This is a genomic window from Streptomyces sp. NPDC127038 (genome assembly GCF_042725875.1).
GTDB lineage: Bacteria > Actinomycetota > Actinomycetes > Streptomycetales > Streptomycetaceae > Streptomyces.
The window spans coordinates 112,615-127,434 of sequence record NZ_JBHXDQ010000010.1; the positions used below are offsets into that span (position 1 = coordinate 112,615).

General features: G+C 70.4%; 15 protein-coding genes. 11 read left to right on the plus strand and 4 right to left on the minus strand.

The window, feature by feature from the left end:
- Nucleotides 1-80: 80 nt before the first annotated feature.
- Nucleotides 81-701 carry a hypothetical protein gene (locus ACFWI4_RS10720; protein WP_387193502.1) on the minus strand — a complete coding sequence of 207 codons (621 nt, stop codon included), beginning with the start codon at nt 699-701 and terminating at the stop codon, nt 81-83.
- Nucleotides 702-1,651: 950 nt separating this feature from the next.
- Here ACFWI4_RS10720 and ACFWI4_RS10725 point away from each other — a divergent pair.
- The 11 genes from ACFWI4_RS10725 to ACFWI4_RS10775 all read left to right on the plus strand — a co-directional run bounded on the left by ACFWI4_RS10725 (nt 1,652) and on the right by ACFWI4_RS10775 (nt 12,614).
- A complete protein-coding gene (locus tag ACFWI4_RS10725; protein ID WP_387193505.1) occupies nt 1,652-2,926 on the plus strand; it encodes an MFS transporter in 1,275 nt (424 codons plus the stop codon).
- Between the two features lie 26 nt (nt 2,927-2,952).
- Nucleotides 2,953-3,342 carry a hypothetical protein gene (locus ACFWI4_RS10730; protein ID WP_387193508.1) on the plus strand — a complete coding sequence of 130 codons (390 nt, stop codon included), beginning with the start codon at nt 2,953-2,955 and terminating at the stop codon, nt 3,340-3,342.
- Nucleotides 3,343-3,347: 5 nt separating this feature from the next.
- On the plus strand, nt 3,348-4,676 hold the full coding sequence (locus tag ACFWI4_RS10735) for an MFS transporter (protein WP_387193511.1): 1,329 nt from the start codon (nt 3,348-3,350) through the stop codon (nt 4,674-4,676).
- 2 nt (nt 4,677-4,678) lie between these two features.
- Nucleotides 4,679-5,692: an L-histidine N(alpha)-methyltransferase gene (egtD, locus tag ACFWI4_RS10740; RefSeq protein ID WP_387193514.1), complete on the plus strand. Its 1,014-nt coding sequence runs from the start codon at nt 4,679-4,681 to the stop codon at nt 5,690-5,692.
- Between the two features lie 46 nt (nt 5,693-5,738).
- Nucleotides 5,739-7,043: a hypothetical protein gene (locus ACFWI4_RS10745; RefSeq protein ID WP_387193517.1), complete on the plus strand. Its 1,305-nt coding sequence runs from the start codon at nt 5,739-5,741 to the stop codon at nt 7,041-7,043.
- Between the two features lie 83 nt (nt 7,044-7,126).
- Nucleotides 7,127-7,915, plus strand: a complete 789-nt coding sequence (gene trpA, locus ACFWI4_RS10750) for a tryptophan synthase subunit alpha (RefSeq protein WP_387193520.1) — start codon at nt 7,127-7,129, stop codon at nt 7,913-7,915.
- An 11-nt stretch (nt 7,916-7,926) separates the two neighbouring features.
- Nucleotides 7,927-8,958, plus strand: a complete 1,032-nt coding sequence (locus tag ACFWI4_RS10755) for a GNAT family N-acetyltransferase (RefSeq protein ID WP_387193522.1) — start codon at nt 7,927-7,929, stop codon at nt 8,956-8,958.
- Between the two features lie 86 nt (nt 8,959-9,044).
- Entirely contained in the window at nt 9,045-10,064 is a 1,020-nt protein-coding gene (locus tag ACFWI4_RS10760) for a hypothetical protein (RefSeq protein WP_387193525.1), read from the plus strand.
- 119 nt (nt 10,065-10,183) lie between these two features.
- Nucleotides 10,184-10,435 carry a hypothetical protein gene (locus ACFWI4_RS10765; protein ID WP_387193528.1) on the plus strand — a complete coding sequence of 84 codons (252 nt, stop codon included), beginning with the start codon at nt 10,184-10,186 and terminating at the stop codon, nt 10,433-10,435.
- Nucleotides 10,432-10,950, plus strand: coding sequence for a hypothetical protein (locus tag ACFWI4_RS10770; RefSeq protein ID WP_387193531.1), 519 nt, complete (start codon nt 10,432-10,434; stop codon nt 10,948-10,950). The genes ACFWI4_RS10765 and ACFWI4_RS10770 overlap by 4 nt, the downstream gene beginning before the upstream one ends.
- 212 nt (nt 10,951-11,162) lie before the next feature.
- Entirely contained in the window at nt 11,163-12,614 is a 1,452-nt protein-coding gene (locus ACFWI4_RS10775; protein ID WP_387193534.1) for a hypothetical protein, read from the plus strand.
- 131 nt (nt 12,615-12,745) lie between these two features.
- Here ACFWI4_RS10775 and ACFWI4_RS10780 read toward each other — a convergent pair whose 3' ends face one another.
- The 3 genes from ACFWI4_RS10780 to ACFWI4_RS10790 all read right to left on the minus strand — a co-directional run bounded on the left by ACFWI4_RS10780 (nt 12,746) and on the right by ACFWI4_RS10790 (nt 14,575).
- The gene (locus ACFWI4_RS10780; RefSeq protein WP_387193536.1) at nt 12,746-12,997 is read right to left on the minus strand and encodes a hypothetical protein; all 252 of its coding nucleotides are present in this window, start codon (nt 12,995-12,997) and stop codon (nt 12,746-12,748) included.
- A complete protein-coding gene (locus ACFWI4_RS10785; protein ID WP_387193539.1) occupies nt 12,994-13,251 on the minus strand; it encodes a hypothetical protein in 258 nt (85 codons plus the stop codon). Before ACFWI4_RS10785 ends, ACFWI4_RS10780 begins: the two co-directional genes overlap by 4 nt.
- A 70-nt stretch (nt 13,252-13,321) precedes the next feature.
- Complete coding sequence (locus ACFWI4_RS10790; RefSeq protein ID WP_387193541.1) at nt 13,322-14,575, minus strand: XRE family transcriptional regulator; 1,254 nt, start codon at nt 14,573-14,575, stop codon at nt 13,322-13,324.
- Between the last annotated feature and the right edge of the window lie 245 nt (nt 14,576-14,820).

The window sequence follows — 14,820 nt, forward strand, 5'->3', positions numbered from 1 at the left end:
CCGAAGTCCCTTGTGGCGGCTGCCTGTTGGCTGGGCTGTCACGCTACTTGCACTGTCGTCGCCGCGGGGCCGAGTGTGCTTCACTCTTGGGCCAGTTCGGCACGGGCCTGCTTCTCCAGGGTGTCGATGACGCCCTGGAGGAGTTCCCACTTGTCGGCCGGCAGCGCGGCCGCCGCGCGCAGTGCCACGGCCCGGTCGGCGCCGACCGTGTCCCCTGCGGCGGTGCGCAGTTGCTTGAGAATCGGCTGCAGGGCGTCGTTGAGGGCTGTTTCCGGATCAGCTGACAGCCAGCCGGTGGGTTCGCCGAAGAAGAACCGCTCGATTCCGGCCTGCGTGGAGGCCAACGGGCCGCCCGATCGGGCAGGACGCGCAGCCGCGTCCTTCTTGCGTCCGTTGACCATGTTCGACAGCGAGGCGCGAGAGGCACCGAAGGAACTGGCGATCTCCTCGTAGGAGTGCCGGGTCCCGTCCGGGCGCAGTCGTGTCTCCCGTAGATGGACGATGCGGCCGATGATCCGGTCACTGATGTCCTGGGCGGGCGCCTCCCCGCCGTCCAGCAGGACCGCGATGACCTCGGTCGGCACTCCGCTCTGTACCGAAAGGTCCGTCAGGTCGAGCACATCGTCGCGGGTGCGCCCGTCCGTGAGAAGGAGGTCGATCCGGCTCACGGTCTCGGCGAGCGCACTGCGCGGGTCTCTCACCGGTGGGTCTCCTGGTGTCAGGTGGGGGGCGCGAATGTGTGCTTGGGAAGACTAGCTTCTGACGGTCGACAGGGCAGCCCCAGGGCACTCAGATAGCGGTGGACGGCTACAACGGTTGACATCCCTTGCGGGGGTTGGCAGGATCACGCCACGAACTGGGAGTGGCCCACCCGTCACTGCCTTCGGCGCCGGCCCGGCGCCCGTCCGGCACCGCAACCTGCCGCCCGGGCGCCGGGCTTCGGTGCCAGTCACACAGCACGATGGCCGTCCCTTTTGGCGAAGGAACGGCCACCAATGCGAAGCGCACCACCACAGAGCAAGGACCGAATCAAAGCCCGCAGGAGTGCTCAAGCAGCGTGTTCCCGCACGCCGCAGCCGTCAGAATAGCCCTTACCGCCGCGCAAGAGATCCGTTCCCGGCAGGGCTGCCTGGCCCCCGAGCACGTCTGCACATCCCAGCATCCCAGGAGATGTTGCTGTGCTCGTGACCACCATCAAGCACCAGGCAACTGAGCGGGCGCCCTCACGCGCAGTGGACGGTGCCGCTTCCCGCGCAAGCATCCGCCGGCCGCACCAAGCTCCCGCCACGAAGCCCGCACCCCGCACCCCGGCAGTCCTGCACAGGCCCGGATCACCTGCCCGTTCCTGAACTCCCGCTCTCACCGACGGTGTTCATGAACTCCCGACGCTGACCGGCGCTGGACCGCACACGCGGGTCCGGGCGGCTCAGCACCGGCAGTCTCCGGCCGACACCCCCTGTGCCCGGCCGGACAGGGACCGACGTCCGCGCACCCTCGAACGCGGACGCGCACTACGGGCAGTCCTCCGCCCGACCGTGCTCCTCGGTCTCTCCGGGGTGCCGTCGCCCCCGGCGGCACCCCGCCCCATCTCCTCCTGACCCCGACGCCCGGGCCATCAGACGCCGAGGGCTGCCCAGATCCCGGAGCTCCCGTGCCCACCACCGCTCTGTCCGCGACCGCGTCCCATCCTCCACCTCTCCCTACGGCTGCGCGCCACTGGCCCCCTCTCGTCTGGGTGCTGCTCACCGGAACATTCGCCGTCCGGGCAGCCGGCTTCTGCTACCCGCTCCTGTCCTACCGGCTCGCCGACCTTCACCTCGGTGTGCACCGGACCAGTGCTGTCCTCAGCGCGTTCGGCGTCGGGTGGCTGGCCGGTCAGCTCCTGTGCGGATGGCTTGCGGACCGCATCGGCCAACGACTCACCCTCGCAGGAGCCATGCTGCTGGCCGCCGCGGTCTTCCCGCTGCTGGCCCAGGTGAGAAGCCCGTCTGCCGTCACCGCCGCGGCCGCCGTCTCGGGCCTCGTCTACTACGCCCCCTGGCCCATCGTCACGGCCGCCATCGCCGACACCGTGACCAGCGGTGCGGAGCGCGCCCGCATCAACGGCTGGCGGCACTTCGCCACCAACCTCGGTGCAGCGGTCACCGGAGCGGCCGGAGGCGCGCTCGCCGGACCTCTGGGCATCTCGCCCCTGGTCTGGTGCAACGCCATCGTGTGCGGCGGCTTCGCCCTCGTCGTGCTGGCCGTCATGCCACCTGGCGGAGCAGTCCGGGCAGCCCACTCGCGCGGCGGACACCGCCAGGCCCTGAGCGACACCCGGCTGTGGCTTCTGTGGCTGGCCAGCCTCGCGGCGCTGATCCCGGTCGCCGGGCTCTTCAGCATCCTGCCGCTGATGATGACCCACGACGGCCTGCCGGTGTCCGCCTACGGCTGGACCCAGCTGGCCAGCGCCGCAGCGGTCCTCGTCCTTTCCCCCCTGCTGAACCCGTGGCTGGCCCGCCGCGCCGCCCGCCCCACAGCGATGGTCGGTCACCTGGCCCTCGGATCCGTGGTCCTGGGCGCGGGAATCGGCTCGGCAGGGCTCGCCTCCACACCCGCCGGCTACGTCGTCGCAGCAGTCATCGCCGTACCCGGCGAAATCTGCGCATTCGTCGCGGCCACCGACATCCTCCACCGGATCGCCCCCGCCCCCGCCCGCGGCCTGTACGCCGGGATCTGGGGCACCACCCTGGCCGCCGCCGTCATGTCAGCACCTCTCCTGGCGGGCTGGTCGATCACCACCGGCGGAGACCAACTCGTCGGCCTCACAACCCTCGCCAGCGGCCTGCTCGGCGCCGCCTTGTGCGCACCGCTCGCAGCCCTGCTCCACCGGCCCGCTCGGCACGACACCTCCCTGCACGCACCCGCGGTCACTCAGCACCCCTGACGACCTCGCCATCCCGGACGGAACCCATGAACCTGTCCCACGCCCTCACCCGCACAGCCCCTGTTCTCGCCCTCGGCGCAACACTCGCCGTGACCATGACGGCGCCCGCCGAAGCCGACTCGGGCTGGTGGTTCAGCAGCAACTCGGGCGCCTCCGGCTACTTCAAGGCCTACGGCGACAAAACGACCGCATGTGACATCGCCACCGACGGATACCTGGCCCTCGTCCAGATCGCCTCCATCAACAACAGCCTCCTCTACCAGGTCGCCGACACCAGGAACGACGGCAGGTGCACCTCGCGCGACGCGAGCTACTTCAACCTGCAGGAGGGCGCCACCTACAAGATCCGCGTCTGCGTCGTCAGAACCGGCATCCGCCCCCAGAACTGCTCCGTGCTGCACGAGTTCACCGCTTAGCCCCCATGCCTGTCCTGCGCCGCTCCGCGCCCGCCGTGCACCATCCCTTGTCCGCCGCCGATCCCGCCCAACGTCCGCGCACCGCTCCGGCACCGTCCGAGGGCGGGTTCATCACGGCGTCGCCCTCCCGGCTGCCGGCCGCGCCCCGCGTCGGATACCGGGAGGTCCTGCACGTCCCCTGCGCCCGGCGCCTGCTGGCCGGGACCCTCATCGGCCGCATGCCCACGGCCATGGCGCCGCTCGCCCTGCTGCTCGTCACCGCCGACGCCCAGGGCTACGGCACGGCCAGCGCCGAGGCCGCGGTCTACCTGCTGGCCAGCGCAGTTGGTGGACCACTGTCCGGACGCCTGGCCGACCGGTACGGGCAGGTGAAGGCCTTCACAGCAGGCTCGGCCCTGAGCAACACAGCCCTCATCGGCGTGGTGACCGGGCCGCGCCAGACTGCGTGGGCTGTCGGGTGCGTACTCATCGCGGGGACCGTCCGGCCGGCGCTGGAGTCCGGGCTGCGTGCCCTGTGGGGACCGGCCGAGAACTCGGCCATGCCCACCCGCGCCCACCAGCAGACAGCTCTGGCCCTGGAGACGGCAGTTCAGGAACTCATCTACATCGTGGGCCCGCTCGCGGTGATGGCGATCGCGGTGCTCCTCTGCGCGCAGGGAGCGCTGCTGGCCACAGCCGCACTGGGCATGGCAGGCACCGCGGTGGTCGTCAGTACGCCGGTCTCCCGGGCCTGGCGCGCCGCACCCGGCCCGGCCGACTGGCTGGGCCCGATCCGCTCCGCACCGTTGCGCACCCTGTACCTGGCGATGGTCGGGGTGGGCATCCCGATCGGCGCCATCACCCCGCTCGCGGTGGCCGCAGCAGCCCGCTTCCACACCCCGTCCCTGGCAGGAGTGCTGCCCGCGGCCCTGTCCGCCGGTGCGGTGCTCGGCGGACTTCTCTACGGAGCCCGCACACGGCCCGGCACCCCGAACCTGACAGTCCTGTCCGGGGTGTTCGCAGCCGGCTGGCTGCCCCTGACAGCAGCCGGCCATCCCGCAACGGCCGCCGTGGCGGCGGCCGTTGCGGGGCTGAGCATGGCGGCATTGCTGGGCAGCGCATTCGTGGTCGCCGGGAGCCTCGCACCGAGCCGATCCGTCACGGAGGCCTACGCCCTTCTGGTGGCCGCGCTCGACATCGGCTGCGCGCTCGGCACGGCGGCCGCCGGGCTGCTGCCCACCGCGGCGATCCTGCCCGCCGGCGCAGCCGCAGGCGCCGCCGTCCTTGCCGCGGCCGGTCCCCCCGCCGTCACCGGCCACCGGCCCGTGTCCTGCTCCACCCCTGAGGGAGCCTAGCCTTGAGCCCGTTCACCGTCACCCGTCTTCTGCCCAGCGACGACACCACGGCCGCCCTGCACGCCGACGTCCGCCGCGGGCTGGGAGCCACGCCGAAATCGCTGCCTCCGAAGTGGTTCTACGACGCCCGCGGCAGTCTGCTCTTCGAGCAGATCACCGAACTGCCGACCTACTACGCGACACGGGCTGAGCGGGACCTGCTCAGCACACGGGCCGGCGACATCGCCGAAGCCACCGGCGCCCGCACCCTCATCGAGCTGGGAAGCGGGTCGTCGTCCAAGACCCGCCTTCTGCTGGACGCACTGCCCCACCTGCACACCTATATCCCCGTCGACGTCAGCGAAAGCGCCCTCAGGGACGCAGGTACGGTCCTGGCCCGCGAGCGGCCCGCACTCACCGTGCAGGCACTGATCGCCGACTTCACCAACCGCCTCACCCTTCCACCGGCGCCCGGGCCGCGGATCGTCGCACTGCTGGGCAGCACCATCGGCAACCTGATGCCGGTCCAACGCGCCGCGTTCTACGCCTTGGTTCGGGAACTGCTGGAGCCGGGCGACACGCTGCTCCTTGGCGTCGACCTGGTCAAAAGCGAAGACGTCCTGGTCGCCGCCTACGCCGACCAGGCGGTCACAGGACAGTTCAACGCCAACGTGCTGAGGGTCCTCAACCGGGAGCTCAACGCCGACTTCGACCTCGACGCGTTCGAGCATGTCGCGCTCTGGGACGCCAGGCGCGCGTGGATCGAGATGCGGCTGCGGTCGCGGCTCGCGCAGACCGTGAAGATCCCGGCCCTCGACATGGCCGTCTCTTTCGCCGAGGGCGAGGACCTGCTCACCGAGATCTCCGCCAAATTCACTGTTCCCGGCCTGGCCAGTGAACTGCGCTGTGCCGGCCTCGACCTGGCCCGCTGGTTCTGTGCCCCCGCGCAACTCGTCGGCCTTGCGCTCGCCACCCCCGTCCGCAGCCTGCACGACTGTCTGCACGCGACTGGCCGGAGCACCGCATGCATCCGCTGACCGGCCCCGCCTGCACCTGCCCCTCACGGATTCGGAGCGCCCCCTGATGACCGTCCCCACCCTTCACCCCACCAGCCGCGGCTCAGCCCCTGCCGTGCCGGCGACCTCCGGCGTGGCCGCAGTGGTCGCCCCCTACGGGACCGGCAAGTACTACCAGGCCGAAGTCACCACCCAGGGATGGGGCTGCGTCGCCGTCACCCCCGCCCAGGACCTGCTGCCCCCCATTTACCGGAAAGGCTTCGACCCGCGCGGCTACAGCCACGTCGTCGTCCACGACGGCGACCTGGAGTCGACCGCGCACGCACTGCGTGCGTTCGGCGTGAGCGCCGTCCTCGCCGGCACGGAGATCGGTGTGCCGCTCGCGGAGGCCCTCGCCTCGCGCCTGGGCCTGCCCGGCAACAGTCCGCGAACTTCCTCGCTCCGCCGCGACAAGGGCGCCATGGCGGCCGCGCTCCACGATGCAGGCATCGACGCACCCCACAGCCTCGCCACCGACAGCCTCACCGAGGCGCTGGCCTGGGCCAGCCTGCAGCCAGGCACGGAATTCGTCCTCAAACCGGCCGACAGTGCCGGAAGCGACGGCGTGGCCTTCTGCGACAGCCCCGACCAGATCCGGTCCGCCTGGCACCGTCTGCACCAAATCCCGAACGCGATGGGCGGCAGCAACACCACCCTGATCCTGCAAGAGCGACTGCCCGGCACCCAGTACGTCGTCAACAGCGTCTCCGCTCCGGATTCGTCCAGCGTCGCCCGGCACGCCTTCACCGAGTTCTGGGCCGACCACCGCATCGGCCACCTCTACGACCGGCTCGACCTGCTGCAGCCAAGCCGGATCATCCCGCGCAAACTCGCGACCTACACCGCACGTGTCCTGGACGTCCTTGGCATCACGACCGGTCCGGCCCACACCGAGGTCATGCACGTGCCCAACCGCGGCCCCGTTCTGATCGAAACCGGTGCCCGCCCGGAAGGCTCCTACCCTCCCGACGCGCTCCGTGCGGCCACCGGCAGCGATCACATCCGCGACGCCGTCCACGCAGCGATCACCGGGCAGCCGGACCGTCTGTCCGCCTCGCACCCGCAGCCCTTCGTCACCAAAGTCAGCCTCATCGCTCCGCGGGACGGAACGCTCGACCCGCACCTGCTGCGGTTCCTGCTGACCCTGCCGACCGTCCGCGGCCACGTCGGCGCCCTGATCGGCGGCGGCCCCGTCACCCGGACCGTCGATCTGCTGACCTCCCCGGGCCGGCTGGTCCTGGCCGCCGACAACCTCACCGCCGTCAACCAGGACTACGCCACGATCCGCTCGCTGGAAGCCTCCGGCCTCTACGCAGGGACGTCACCGCGGTGAAGCCTTCTACGCCCTGCCATGGCGCAGCGCCGTCCCCATGGTGGCCGGCCTGCGGACCAGCAGGCACGGACCTCGAACGAACCGTGGAAGCAGCTCAGGCACAGAACCGGTGCGCGCTGGCCACCTACCTGCCCATCTGCTACCCGAGCCGGCTGACGGGCATGGACGCGCTGCACCTGCTGGCGCAGGACGCCGACGTCGTCGAACTCGGTGTCCCCTATGCCGGAGGAGTGCTGGACGGCCCCGACATCCAGGAAGCCTCGCGGACCGCCCTTGCCGCCGGATTCACGATGGCGGACCTCTTCTCCCAGGCGCGGGAACTGTCTGCGAGCTCGCCAACAGCCCTGATGGCCATGTCGTACTGGCAGCCCGTCCATTCCTTCGGGCTGCGCCCCTTCGCCGAAGAGGCGGCGGCCGCCGGAATCAGCGGCGTGCTGATCCCCGACCTGCCCATCGAGGAAGCCGGCCCGTGGAGAGAGGCTGCTGCGAGCGCGGGCCTGGCCGCGGTCCCACTCGTCTCCCCGCGCACACGGCCGGACCGGCTGGCCCGCATCGTCACCGCAGCCACCGGCATGGTCTACGCCTCCGCCACTGACGGTGTGAGCGGCAACGCGCAGCCGATCAGCCCCCGACTGCCGGGCTTCATCGCCCAGCTGCGAAGCCTGACGAGCCTGCCGGTGGCCGCCGGGATAGGCATCTCCACTCCCGCCCAGGCCCGCCACGCCGCGGCATCGGCCGACCTGGTGGTCGTCGGCTCCGCGGTCATCCGCCGCATGCAGGCACGCCCGCGTGCCCAGGTGGCCGCGGCGGCCGCCGTCGCCCGCGACTTCGCCGCCGCCCTGCGCACACCGTCCACGCCCTCCCATCCCTGACGAGGACAGACATGCCGACTGTCACCATCCGCGAGTACGTCGGGCCAGGCGCCATGGACGCTCTCGCCCTGCACTGGCGCGAGCTGTATGCGGCAGACCGGGAAGCCACCCCCTTCCAGTCGCCGGCCTGGCTCGCCGCATGGGCCCGCCACCTGCCGGCCACCGCCACGCCGCTCGTGCTAGCCGCCACGAGCCACACCGGCCGATGGCTCGCCGCGCTGGCCCTGGTCCGCCACGATGACGCCCCTCGCACGCGCATCCTGCCGCTGTCCGCCCCCCACGCCGAGTGCGTACGCCCCATCGGCCCGTACGCCGAGGACCCCGGCGTGGCCCGGGCGCTCGCCTTTCACCTGCTGCTCACCGACGACGCTGGCGCCGACGTTGTGATGACCGACATCCCCGCCCCCAGCGCCCTGGGGCAAGTCCTCACCCTGCTGTGCCAAGACGTCGGCTGGGACTGCACCACGACCCCCAGCGCAGTCATTCAGCTCCCGGTCCACTACGACCGCCTGCCGACATCCACCCAACGCCAGCACACCCGCCGACGCCGGACTTGGGGGCGTCTCACCGACGCCGGCCGGTCCATCACCTACACCCGTACCCGCCACACCGCGGACCTGCTGAACGCCTTTGTTGTACTGGCCCGCCTGCACCAGCAGCGCTGGACCGGCCACGACCCGCTGCCCGGCAGCCTCACAGCCGCCGACCAAGACCAATGGCTGGCTGTGCTCCGCAACATCGGCGCCGCCCACGCCTGCATCGCCACGCTCGCCGTCGACAACCGCGTCATTGCCGCGCAGCTACTCCTCACCCGGGGCCCGCGCTGCTACTCGCTCATCCCGGCCATGGACCCCTCCCAGCGACACCTCGCCCCCGGCCACGCCCTGCTGCGCCACCTCATCGAGGACCTCACCGGCGAGGGATTCGACGCCTTGGACCTGGGTCGGACCACCGGCCTTCAGCAGGCCTACAAGCGGCAGTACGCACCCGTGTGGACCGACACGCTCTCCGCGCTGAGCGCTTCGCACGAAGCAGCCGCCTAAGGCCCGCCCATGCCGGGAGCCGAAAGGTGCCCCCGTTCTTGCCGTCCCCCCGACCGCCCGCCTTCACCGAGGAGAACACCACAGCGATGTCCCGTCACACACGTCGTCAAAGGCGCCGCCTGGCCATGCTCACCGTCGGCGTGACCACGGCCCTCACCCTCACCGCGTGCACCACGAACCCGGACGGCCAGAACGCAGCCGCTGCCGGCCGACGGTCCGCAAGCCCGGCTCCCGAGGGCGTCGTTACGGCCAGGGAAGCGTCCGCGATCGTCTCCGCCTACGAGCAGACAAACAACAAGGCGAACCTGACACAGGATTCCGACCTGCTGGCGACGGTCGAAGCAGGGGCCGTCAACGTGCAATCCCGCGCGGACTACAAGCAGTTCAAGACCTGGACCAAGAAGGAGCGGAACACCTACGGCCGCGCTTTCCGCTACGAACGCCGGGAATTCGCAATCCCTCGCAAGGGCAGCGCGACCTGGTTCGCCGTCCAGGCAACGGCAACCGGCTCAAGAAACCGCGCTCTGCTGATCTTCGACAAGATCGACAGCACGTACAAGCTGGTCATGGCCCTCTACCTCGACGACAAGACGTCGATTCCCGCGCTCGCCTTCGACAAGAACGGCTTCGCGGAACCGGCAGATCCCACGAAAGCGGTCGGGGCCCTCGCCCCGAACCAGGTAGGGGCCGCATTCGAGGACCTGGCCGAGACGGGCGGCAAGAAGAGCGGAGCCAAGCTCGCCTCCACCACCCTCACCAAGGAGGCCCGCAACCTCTACACCGACCGCGACCAGCAGGACAACAGCAAGTACGCCACCAACCGGTATTTCGCCAAGCCTCCGCGGGACCCGAGCGTCTACGCCCTGAAGCTTGTCACCGGCGGCGTGCTCGTCGCGTTCCCCAGCGCCCACACGGGCGAGACGCTGCTGCGGCCCGCATACATGGCCTCCTACAAGATCACTCCGAGCAGGCGGGAAGCCATCTACAACCCGTCCAGCAGGGTCGTCATCACCGACGAATATCAGGGCCAGGCACTCGCCGTGCTCGAGGCGAAGGGCAAGCCGCACGTGATCGCCCGCGAGTACCGGATGGTGGATTCCCGGTGACCGCGGCCATCCGTTTCTCTCCTCAATTCGCTGGTGGTCCCGCCCAAGGCAGTGACCAGCACGCGGCCGCATGGGCTGCCGATCGCGACGACCGCCTCACTGCCTTTCTCACTGCGCGCATGCGGGTCGTGGAAGCAGCCGGCTGCCGCGATGAACTGCACGCGCTCGGCTGGATCCTCACCGTGCTGCCCGCTTGGGAGGCCGCACGCAGCAACGCCAGCGGGGACCCCGTCGACGTGGCCTGCATCGCCACCGTCGGCTGGATCCTCCGGCAGGTCGCCCACAGTCGCTGGTCACGCCACCCCGAATGGACGCCCGACTTCCACCCTCAGGCCATCACCCCGGCCAACCCCATGGAGGCCAGCCGATGACCAGTCCCGACTCCCTCGACGACGAGTTCCCGTCGTACACGCCACCAGCCTGGTACACGGATCCGCTCGCCGCCGGCGGCCCGGACAGCGACGTCCCCTGGCACCCGGCCGCCGTCGCCGTCGAGGCGGGGCCCACCTGTCATGTCTGCCAGGCACGACCAGCCGCCATCACCAGCATCAGGTCCCACGCCGGGATGATCTTCTGGGGTCAGACCCGGACCATGCCCGGGCCCTTCTGCCGACAGTGCGGCATTGCACTGGTCCGCATCATGACGGCCAGGACGCTCTGGCAAGGCTGGTGGGGCCCACTCAGCCTGCTCATCCACACGCCGCTGACTCTGGCCCACAACGCGCGCGCCTACCACGCCTTCACGAAGCTGCCCGAGTCGACACCCCCGCCGGGCAGGGCCTCGATCGCGTTGGGAAGGCCCGTAGCGCGCCGCCCCCAGGCATATGCGGCGCTCGTCCCGCTCGTGTGGGGCGCGCTGCTCATCACTGCGGTTGCAAGCAGATGAGCCCCTAGCCACCCAACGAGAAAGGGGCGGTACCGCGGCCATTTGGCCGTTGCCGCCCCTCAGCCGAACGGCCCGGTCCCCACCGGGCCTTCGACCACTTCTCACGCCGATGCGAGGGATTGCCGCCCTCGCCCAGCACAACAGGTTCGCCAGAACCCGAGACCGAACGATTCCCGGCCTCCGCCACGAGGCACAGCCCCGCGACAGGAACCATGATGCCCGACCTCCCGGCACGCCGCCACGCCTACCAACAATCAGCCGCCGCCAACACCCTTGCGGTTGAGCAGAGTTCACGCGAGCGGTTCACGCTCGTCACGCAGCCAAGCGAGCAGGAATGGGACACCACCAGATCTCGGCAACTGCGTCACGCCTCAGACTTCCTGGCCGCGGCCCGCTACATGATCCGCCACCATCCGAAGGCCGGCCCCACCACCCTGCGGCTTGCCGCGGCCTTCGCAGCCCGCATGCACCGCAGCCAGCACGGCCACGTTGTTTTCAACGTGGCGGCGACTGTCGACGAGCTCGGGCTCAGCCGCCGAACCGTGCTCGCCCACGCCCGATACCTGCGCGAACTCGGACTCATAGCCTGGGTCGAGCATGGCTCGAAGCGCAATGTCCTGCGCGCCCGAGCGGGCCAGTCATGGGCCCCCGGCCACGGGTACCGCGGAACCGCGACCCTCTACGCTCCCGTCGCCCCGCCGGCCTGGGACCAAGCTCAGGGGCACAGGATCCGCGGCACCGGCTACCAAGCCCGTCTGGTGGGCTACACAGCACAGGGACGTGCCCGAGCTGTCGCTGCCGCCCGGTCCCGGTCCCGCGCGCGACAAGCACGCTCAACCCCAACTAGGCGCTGCACCCCTTCTGTTGTGGTTACCTCAGCCCCTTCTCATCTGCAGGTAGTCACGGGGGGAAAGAACAACACGCGACCCGCTCGCAAGCCGGCCCGCGTCCGGCGCAGGTCTGGCGCCCCGTTCACGCCCCTGGCGTGCCAACAAGGCATCGCCCTTGCCGAGCAGGTCCAGCGGCAGGTGTGGTGGCTCTACACCGCGTGCTCCCGTCGCATCGCCTACGCCCTGCGTCCGCTGATCGCTGCCGGATGGACTGCGCCGCAGCTGGCTGCCGAACTCGCCACCTGGGGCGTTCCCTCACATCTGAAGGACTCCGCTGCCTACCTTCGCTACGAACTGCGCCGCCGGCAGCAGCACAACGAACTCCCGCAAACCGAGATACCCGCTCATGACCAGCCCATCGACGACGGCTCCCGCTACGAAGCGATGCTCCGAAACCGCGCCACGCGCGCTCCCGCCTTCCGTCGATACGCCGACCAGACCCGTGATGCTCTCCGGGACGAACTCGCCCGCCAGCGGCGCGGCCGACGGGAGCAGTCGGACAGGCCCGTGTACCGGCCGATGCTGCGTGAACCCGAGGAGGTCTTCCTCGCGTCGCTGCCGTCCGACACCTGGACCGACGCACCCACCCCCCGGGAGATCTACGCGGCCCGCGCCCGGGGAGCGTCAGAAGGTCGAGGCCGGGCTCTGTCACGGGTGCGCTTGGACGTCCAGCAACACCTTCACGAGCACGCACAGGCAGCACAGGCCTGCGACCGGCTGCGCGAGTCCTGGCAGGACCTTGCGGATGACCAGCACGGAGCGCCGGATGAGTGAGCGAGAGCAGCCCAGAGGTACTCCTCGCTCCCGGATCCGGACTGACCAGCGTTGCCGTCCAGGAATGCCGTCTTCCTCGAGGTGGCATGAGGTTGGCCGCGGAGCAGCGAGAAGAGCCACTGCGGTCCAGCTCAGACCGTGATGGCGAAGACCCAGAGGTGTGGGTCGGGGCCGGGGATGATGACGTAGTGGACGATGGCGGTGCGGGTAGTGATGACGCGTACCGCTTCGTCCATGTCGTCGTACTTGTCGGCCTGCGGCCACGACCACGGGTCCGCGCAGGCGCGGAGCACTGCGTCGTGAAGCTCTTCCTTGTCGGGGGCGGGCAGGTTCTTGATGGTCTCGCCGACGTGCCGGGCGAAGCGGGCCGGGATGGCCGTCACGCGCCGAAGACCTCGTCCATGCTCATGGCTCCGTCCTCGGACTTTCCGTTGTCCTTCCACTTCCGGTAGGCGACGGCAGCGTGCATGCGGGCGCGGGCGTCCCGGAGATCCTCAGGCCCGTCCGCGGCGGCCTGGTCGGCTTCGAGGACGTCAGCGACATAGTCCTGGACGGACATGCCGCGGCGCTGTGCGGATGCGCGGACCTTGTCGGCCAGCTCCTGGTCGACGCGAGTGTTGAGCTGGGTGAGTGCCATACCGGAGATGTTAGCGATTTGCTAGCAAGCGGTGAAGAGGGCCGGAAGGGGTGTCCTTCGTCGACAGTGCTCAGGCGGCGGCGAAATGGAGAAGTTCGGGAACGCCGGGCGTGCTGCGGTAGGGCTGGAACCGGGGGAGGAGGCCTTCGACGAGAACGGTGCAGCGGGGTGCGCCGATGCGCCGGGCCAGGAGCAGGGCCTGGGTGGCGGCGGCTGCAGCGGCTTCAGGTTCCCTCTGGTCGAGGTGGCTGGCGGCCTGGTAGGTGAGGAACACGCCGCGGGTCTTGTCGCGTGCTGCCGGGAGAAGGTGTTCGCCCTCGGTGATGAGCTGGTGGGCGCGGCCGGTGTCGCCGAGGTCGAGGAGTGCCTGGCCTGAGTCGACGGCGAGGTCGGCTTCGGAGACCCAGGAGCACCAGGCGGGCCGGTCGGCGCCGGCGTCGCTGAAATGCTTTTCCGCTGCGGCGAGGGCCCGCAGGACGGCCTGGCGGTCGTTCTGGGCTGCGCGGGTGCGGGCGAGGCGCAGTTGGAGGAGGCACCGGGCGGCCGGGTTGCGGACGCGGGTCAGGGCCTGGTTGAGGATGCTGGCGGCTGTGGTGTGGTCGTGGCGCCATGCGGCCTGGTAGGCGAGATCGCCCAAGAGGCCGGCTCCCATGTCGCGGTCGCCGGCGGCGTGGGCGTTGTGCAGGGCCGCGACCCAGTACTCGCTGGCGGCGGTGTGCTGGCCGAGGTCGAATCGGTGCCAGGCGACGGTCTGCGCCAGCGAGGCGGCCAGCATGTGCAGGCGGTGCCCGATCGCGGGGGAGTAGCGGCCCTGTTCGATCAGGTCGGTGACGGTGGCCAGGTAGGCGTCGAGGAGCAGTGCGGTGTGCTGGCGCTGTTCGGTGGCGAGGCCGGCCAGCGGCTGGGTGGTGTTCTCCAGCAGGGTGAGCAAGTCGTCGCCGACGGGCTTGCCGTCGCGGGCTTGGGCGAGCGCGCCGGCGGGTCCAAGTGCCCAGTCCGAGGCCAGCGCTGTCAGGGCGCCGCCGGAGATCGTCAAGAAGGTTCGGCGTTCCACTGTTCGCAGGGCCTCTCTGAGGGCGGGCACGGAGCTGTCGGGGCCGAGGGCGAGCAGGCTGTCGATGCTCAGGGGAATCCAGTTCGGCCAGTCATCGGCGCGGACGATGTCCAGCGGATAGCCGAGCGCCTCGGCGATGTAGAGCTGGGATTCCTCGCCCGGCCGGACGCCCCGCTGCCACTTGCGGACCCGGGCCTCGTCGATTCCCGAGCGCAGGCCGCGACGGCGGGCCGCGGCCTGAATCGCGGCCACGAGTTGACTCATGGTCATCCCGGCAGCGAGGCGAGCCCTGACCAGTGGATGCGGGGCGGTCTCTTCCACAGCTCCATCCAATCACCGAGCGCACACCGGCGGTCACTGCTTCGAGCGAGCGGGACCCCCTCGGGACCCCCTCCAACCGGTCGACGCCATCGAACAGTTGAGCCCATTCTCGTCGTGTCGCCCTGCACGGCGGCCCGACTTCGTCCAAGTGGGAGGGGGTTCGTCATGACGTACGACCACTGATCCGTGCCGCG

Coding starts and splice junctions, on each gene's coding strand:
- ACFWI4_RS10760 (WP_387193525.1), top strand. CDS start 9,045: ATGTCCCGTCACACACGTCGTCAAAGGCGCCGCCTGGCCATGCTCACC.
- ACFWI4_RS10755 (WP_387193522.1), top strand. CDS start 7,927: ATGCCGACTGTCACCATCCGCGAGTACGTCGGGCCAGGCGCCATGGAC.
- ACFWI4_RS10765 (WP_387193528.1), top strand. CDS start 10,184: ATGCGGGTCGTGGAAGCAGCCGGCTGCCGCGATGAACTGCACGCGCTC.
- ACFWI4_RS10785 (WP_387193539.1), bottom strand. CDS start 13,251: ATGGCACTCACCCAGCTCAACACTCGCGTCGACCAGGAGCTGGCCGAC.
- ACFWI4_RS10730 (WP_387193508.1), top strand. CDS start 2,953: ATGAACCTGTCCCACGCCCTCACCCGCACAGCCCCTGTTCTCGCCCTC.
- ACFWI4_RS10735 (WP_387193511.1), top strand. CDS start 3,348: ATGCCTGTCCTGCGCCGCTCCGCGCCCGCCGTGCACCATCCCTTGTCC.
- ACFWI4_RS10790 (WP_387193541.1), bottom strand. CDS start 14,575: ATGACCATGAGTCAACTCGTGGCCGCGATTCAGGCCGCGGCCCGCCGT.
- ACFWI4_RS10770 (WP_387193531.1), top strand. CDS start 10,432: ATGACCAGTCCCGACTCCCTCGACGACGAGTTCCCGTCGTACACGCCA.
- ACFWI4_RS10745 (WP_387193517.1), top strand. CDS start 5,739: ATGACCGTCCCCACCCTTCACCCCACCAGCCGCGGCTCAGCCCCTGCC.
- ACFWI4_RS10775 (WP_387193534.1), top strand. CDS start 11,163: ATGATGCCCGACCTCCCGGCACGCCGCCACGCCTACCAACAATCAGCC.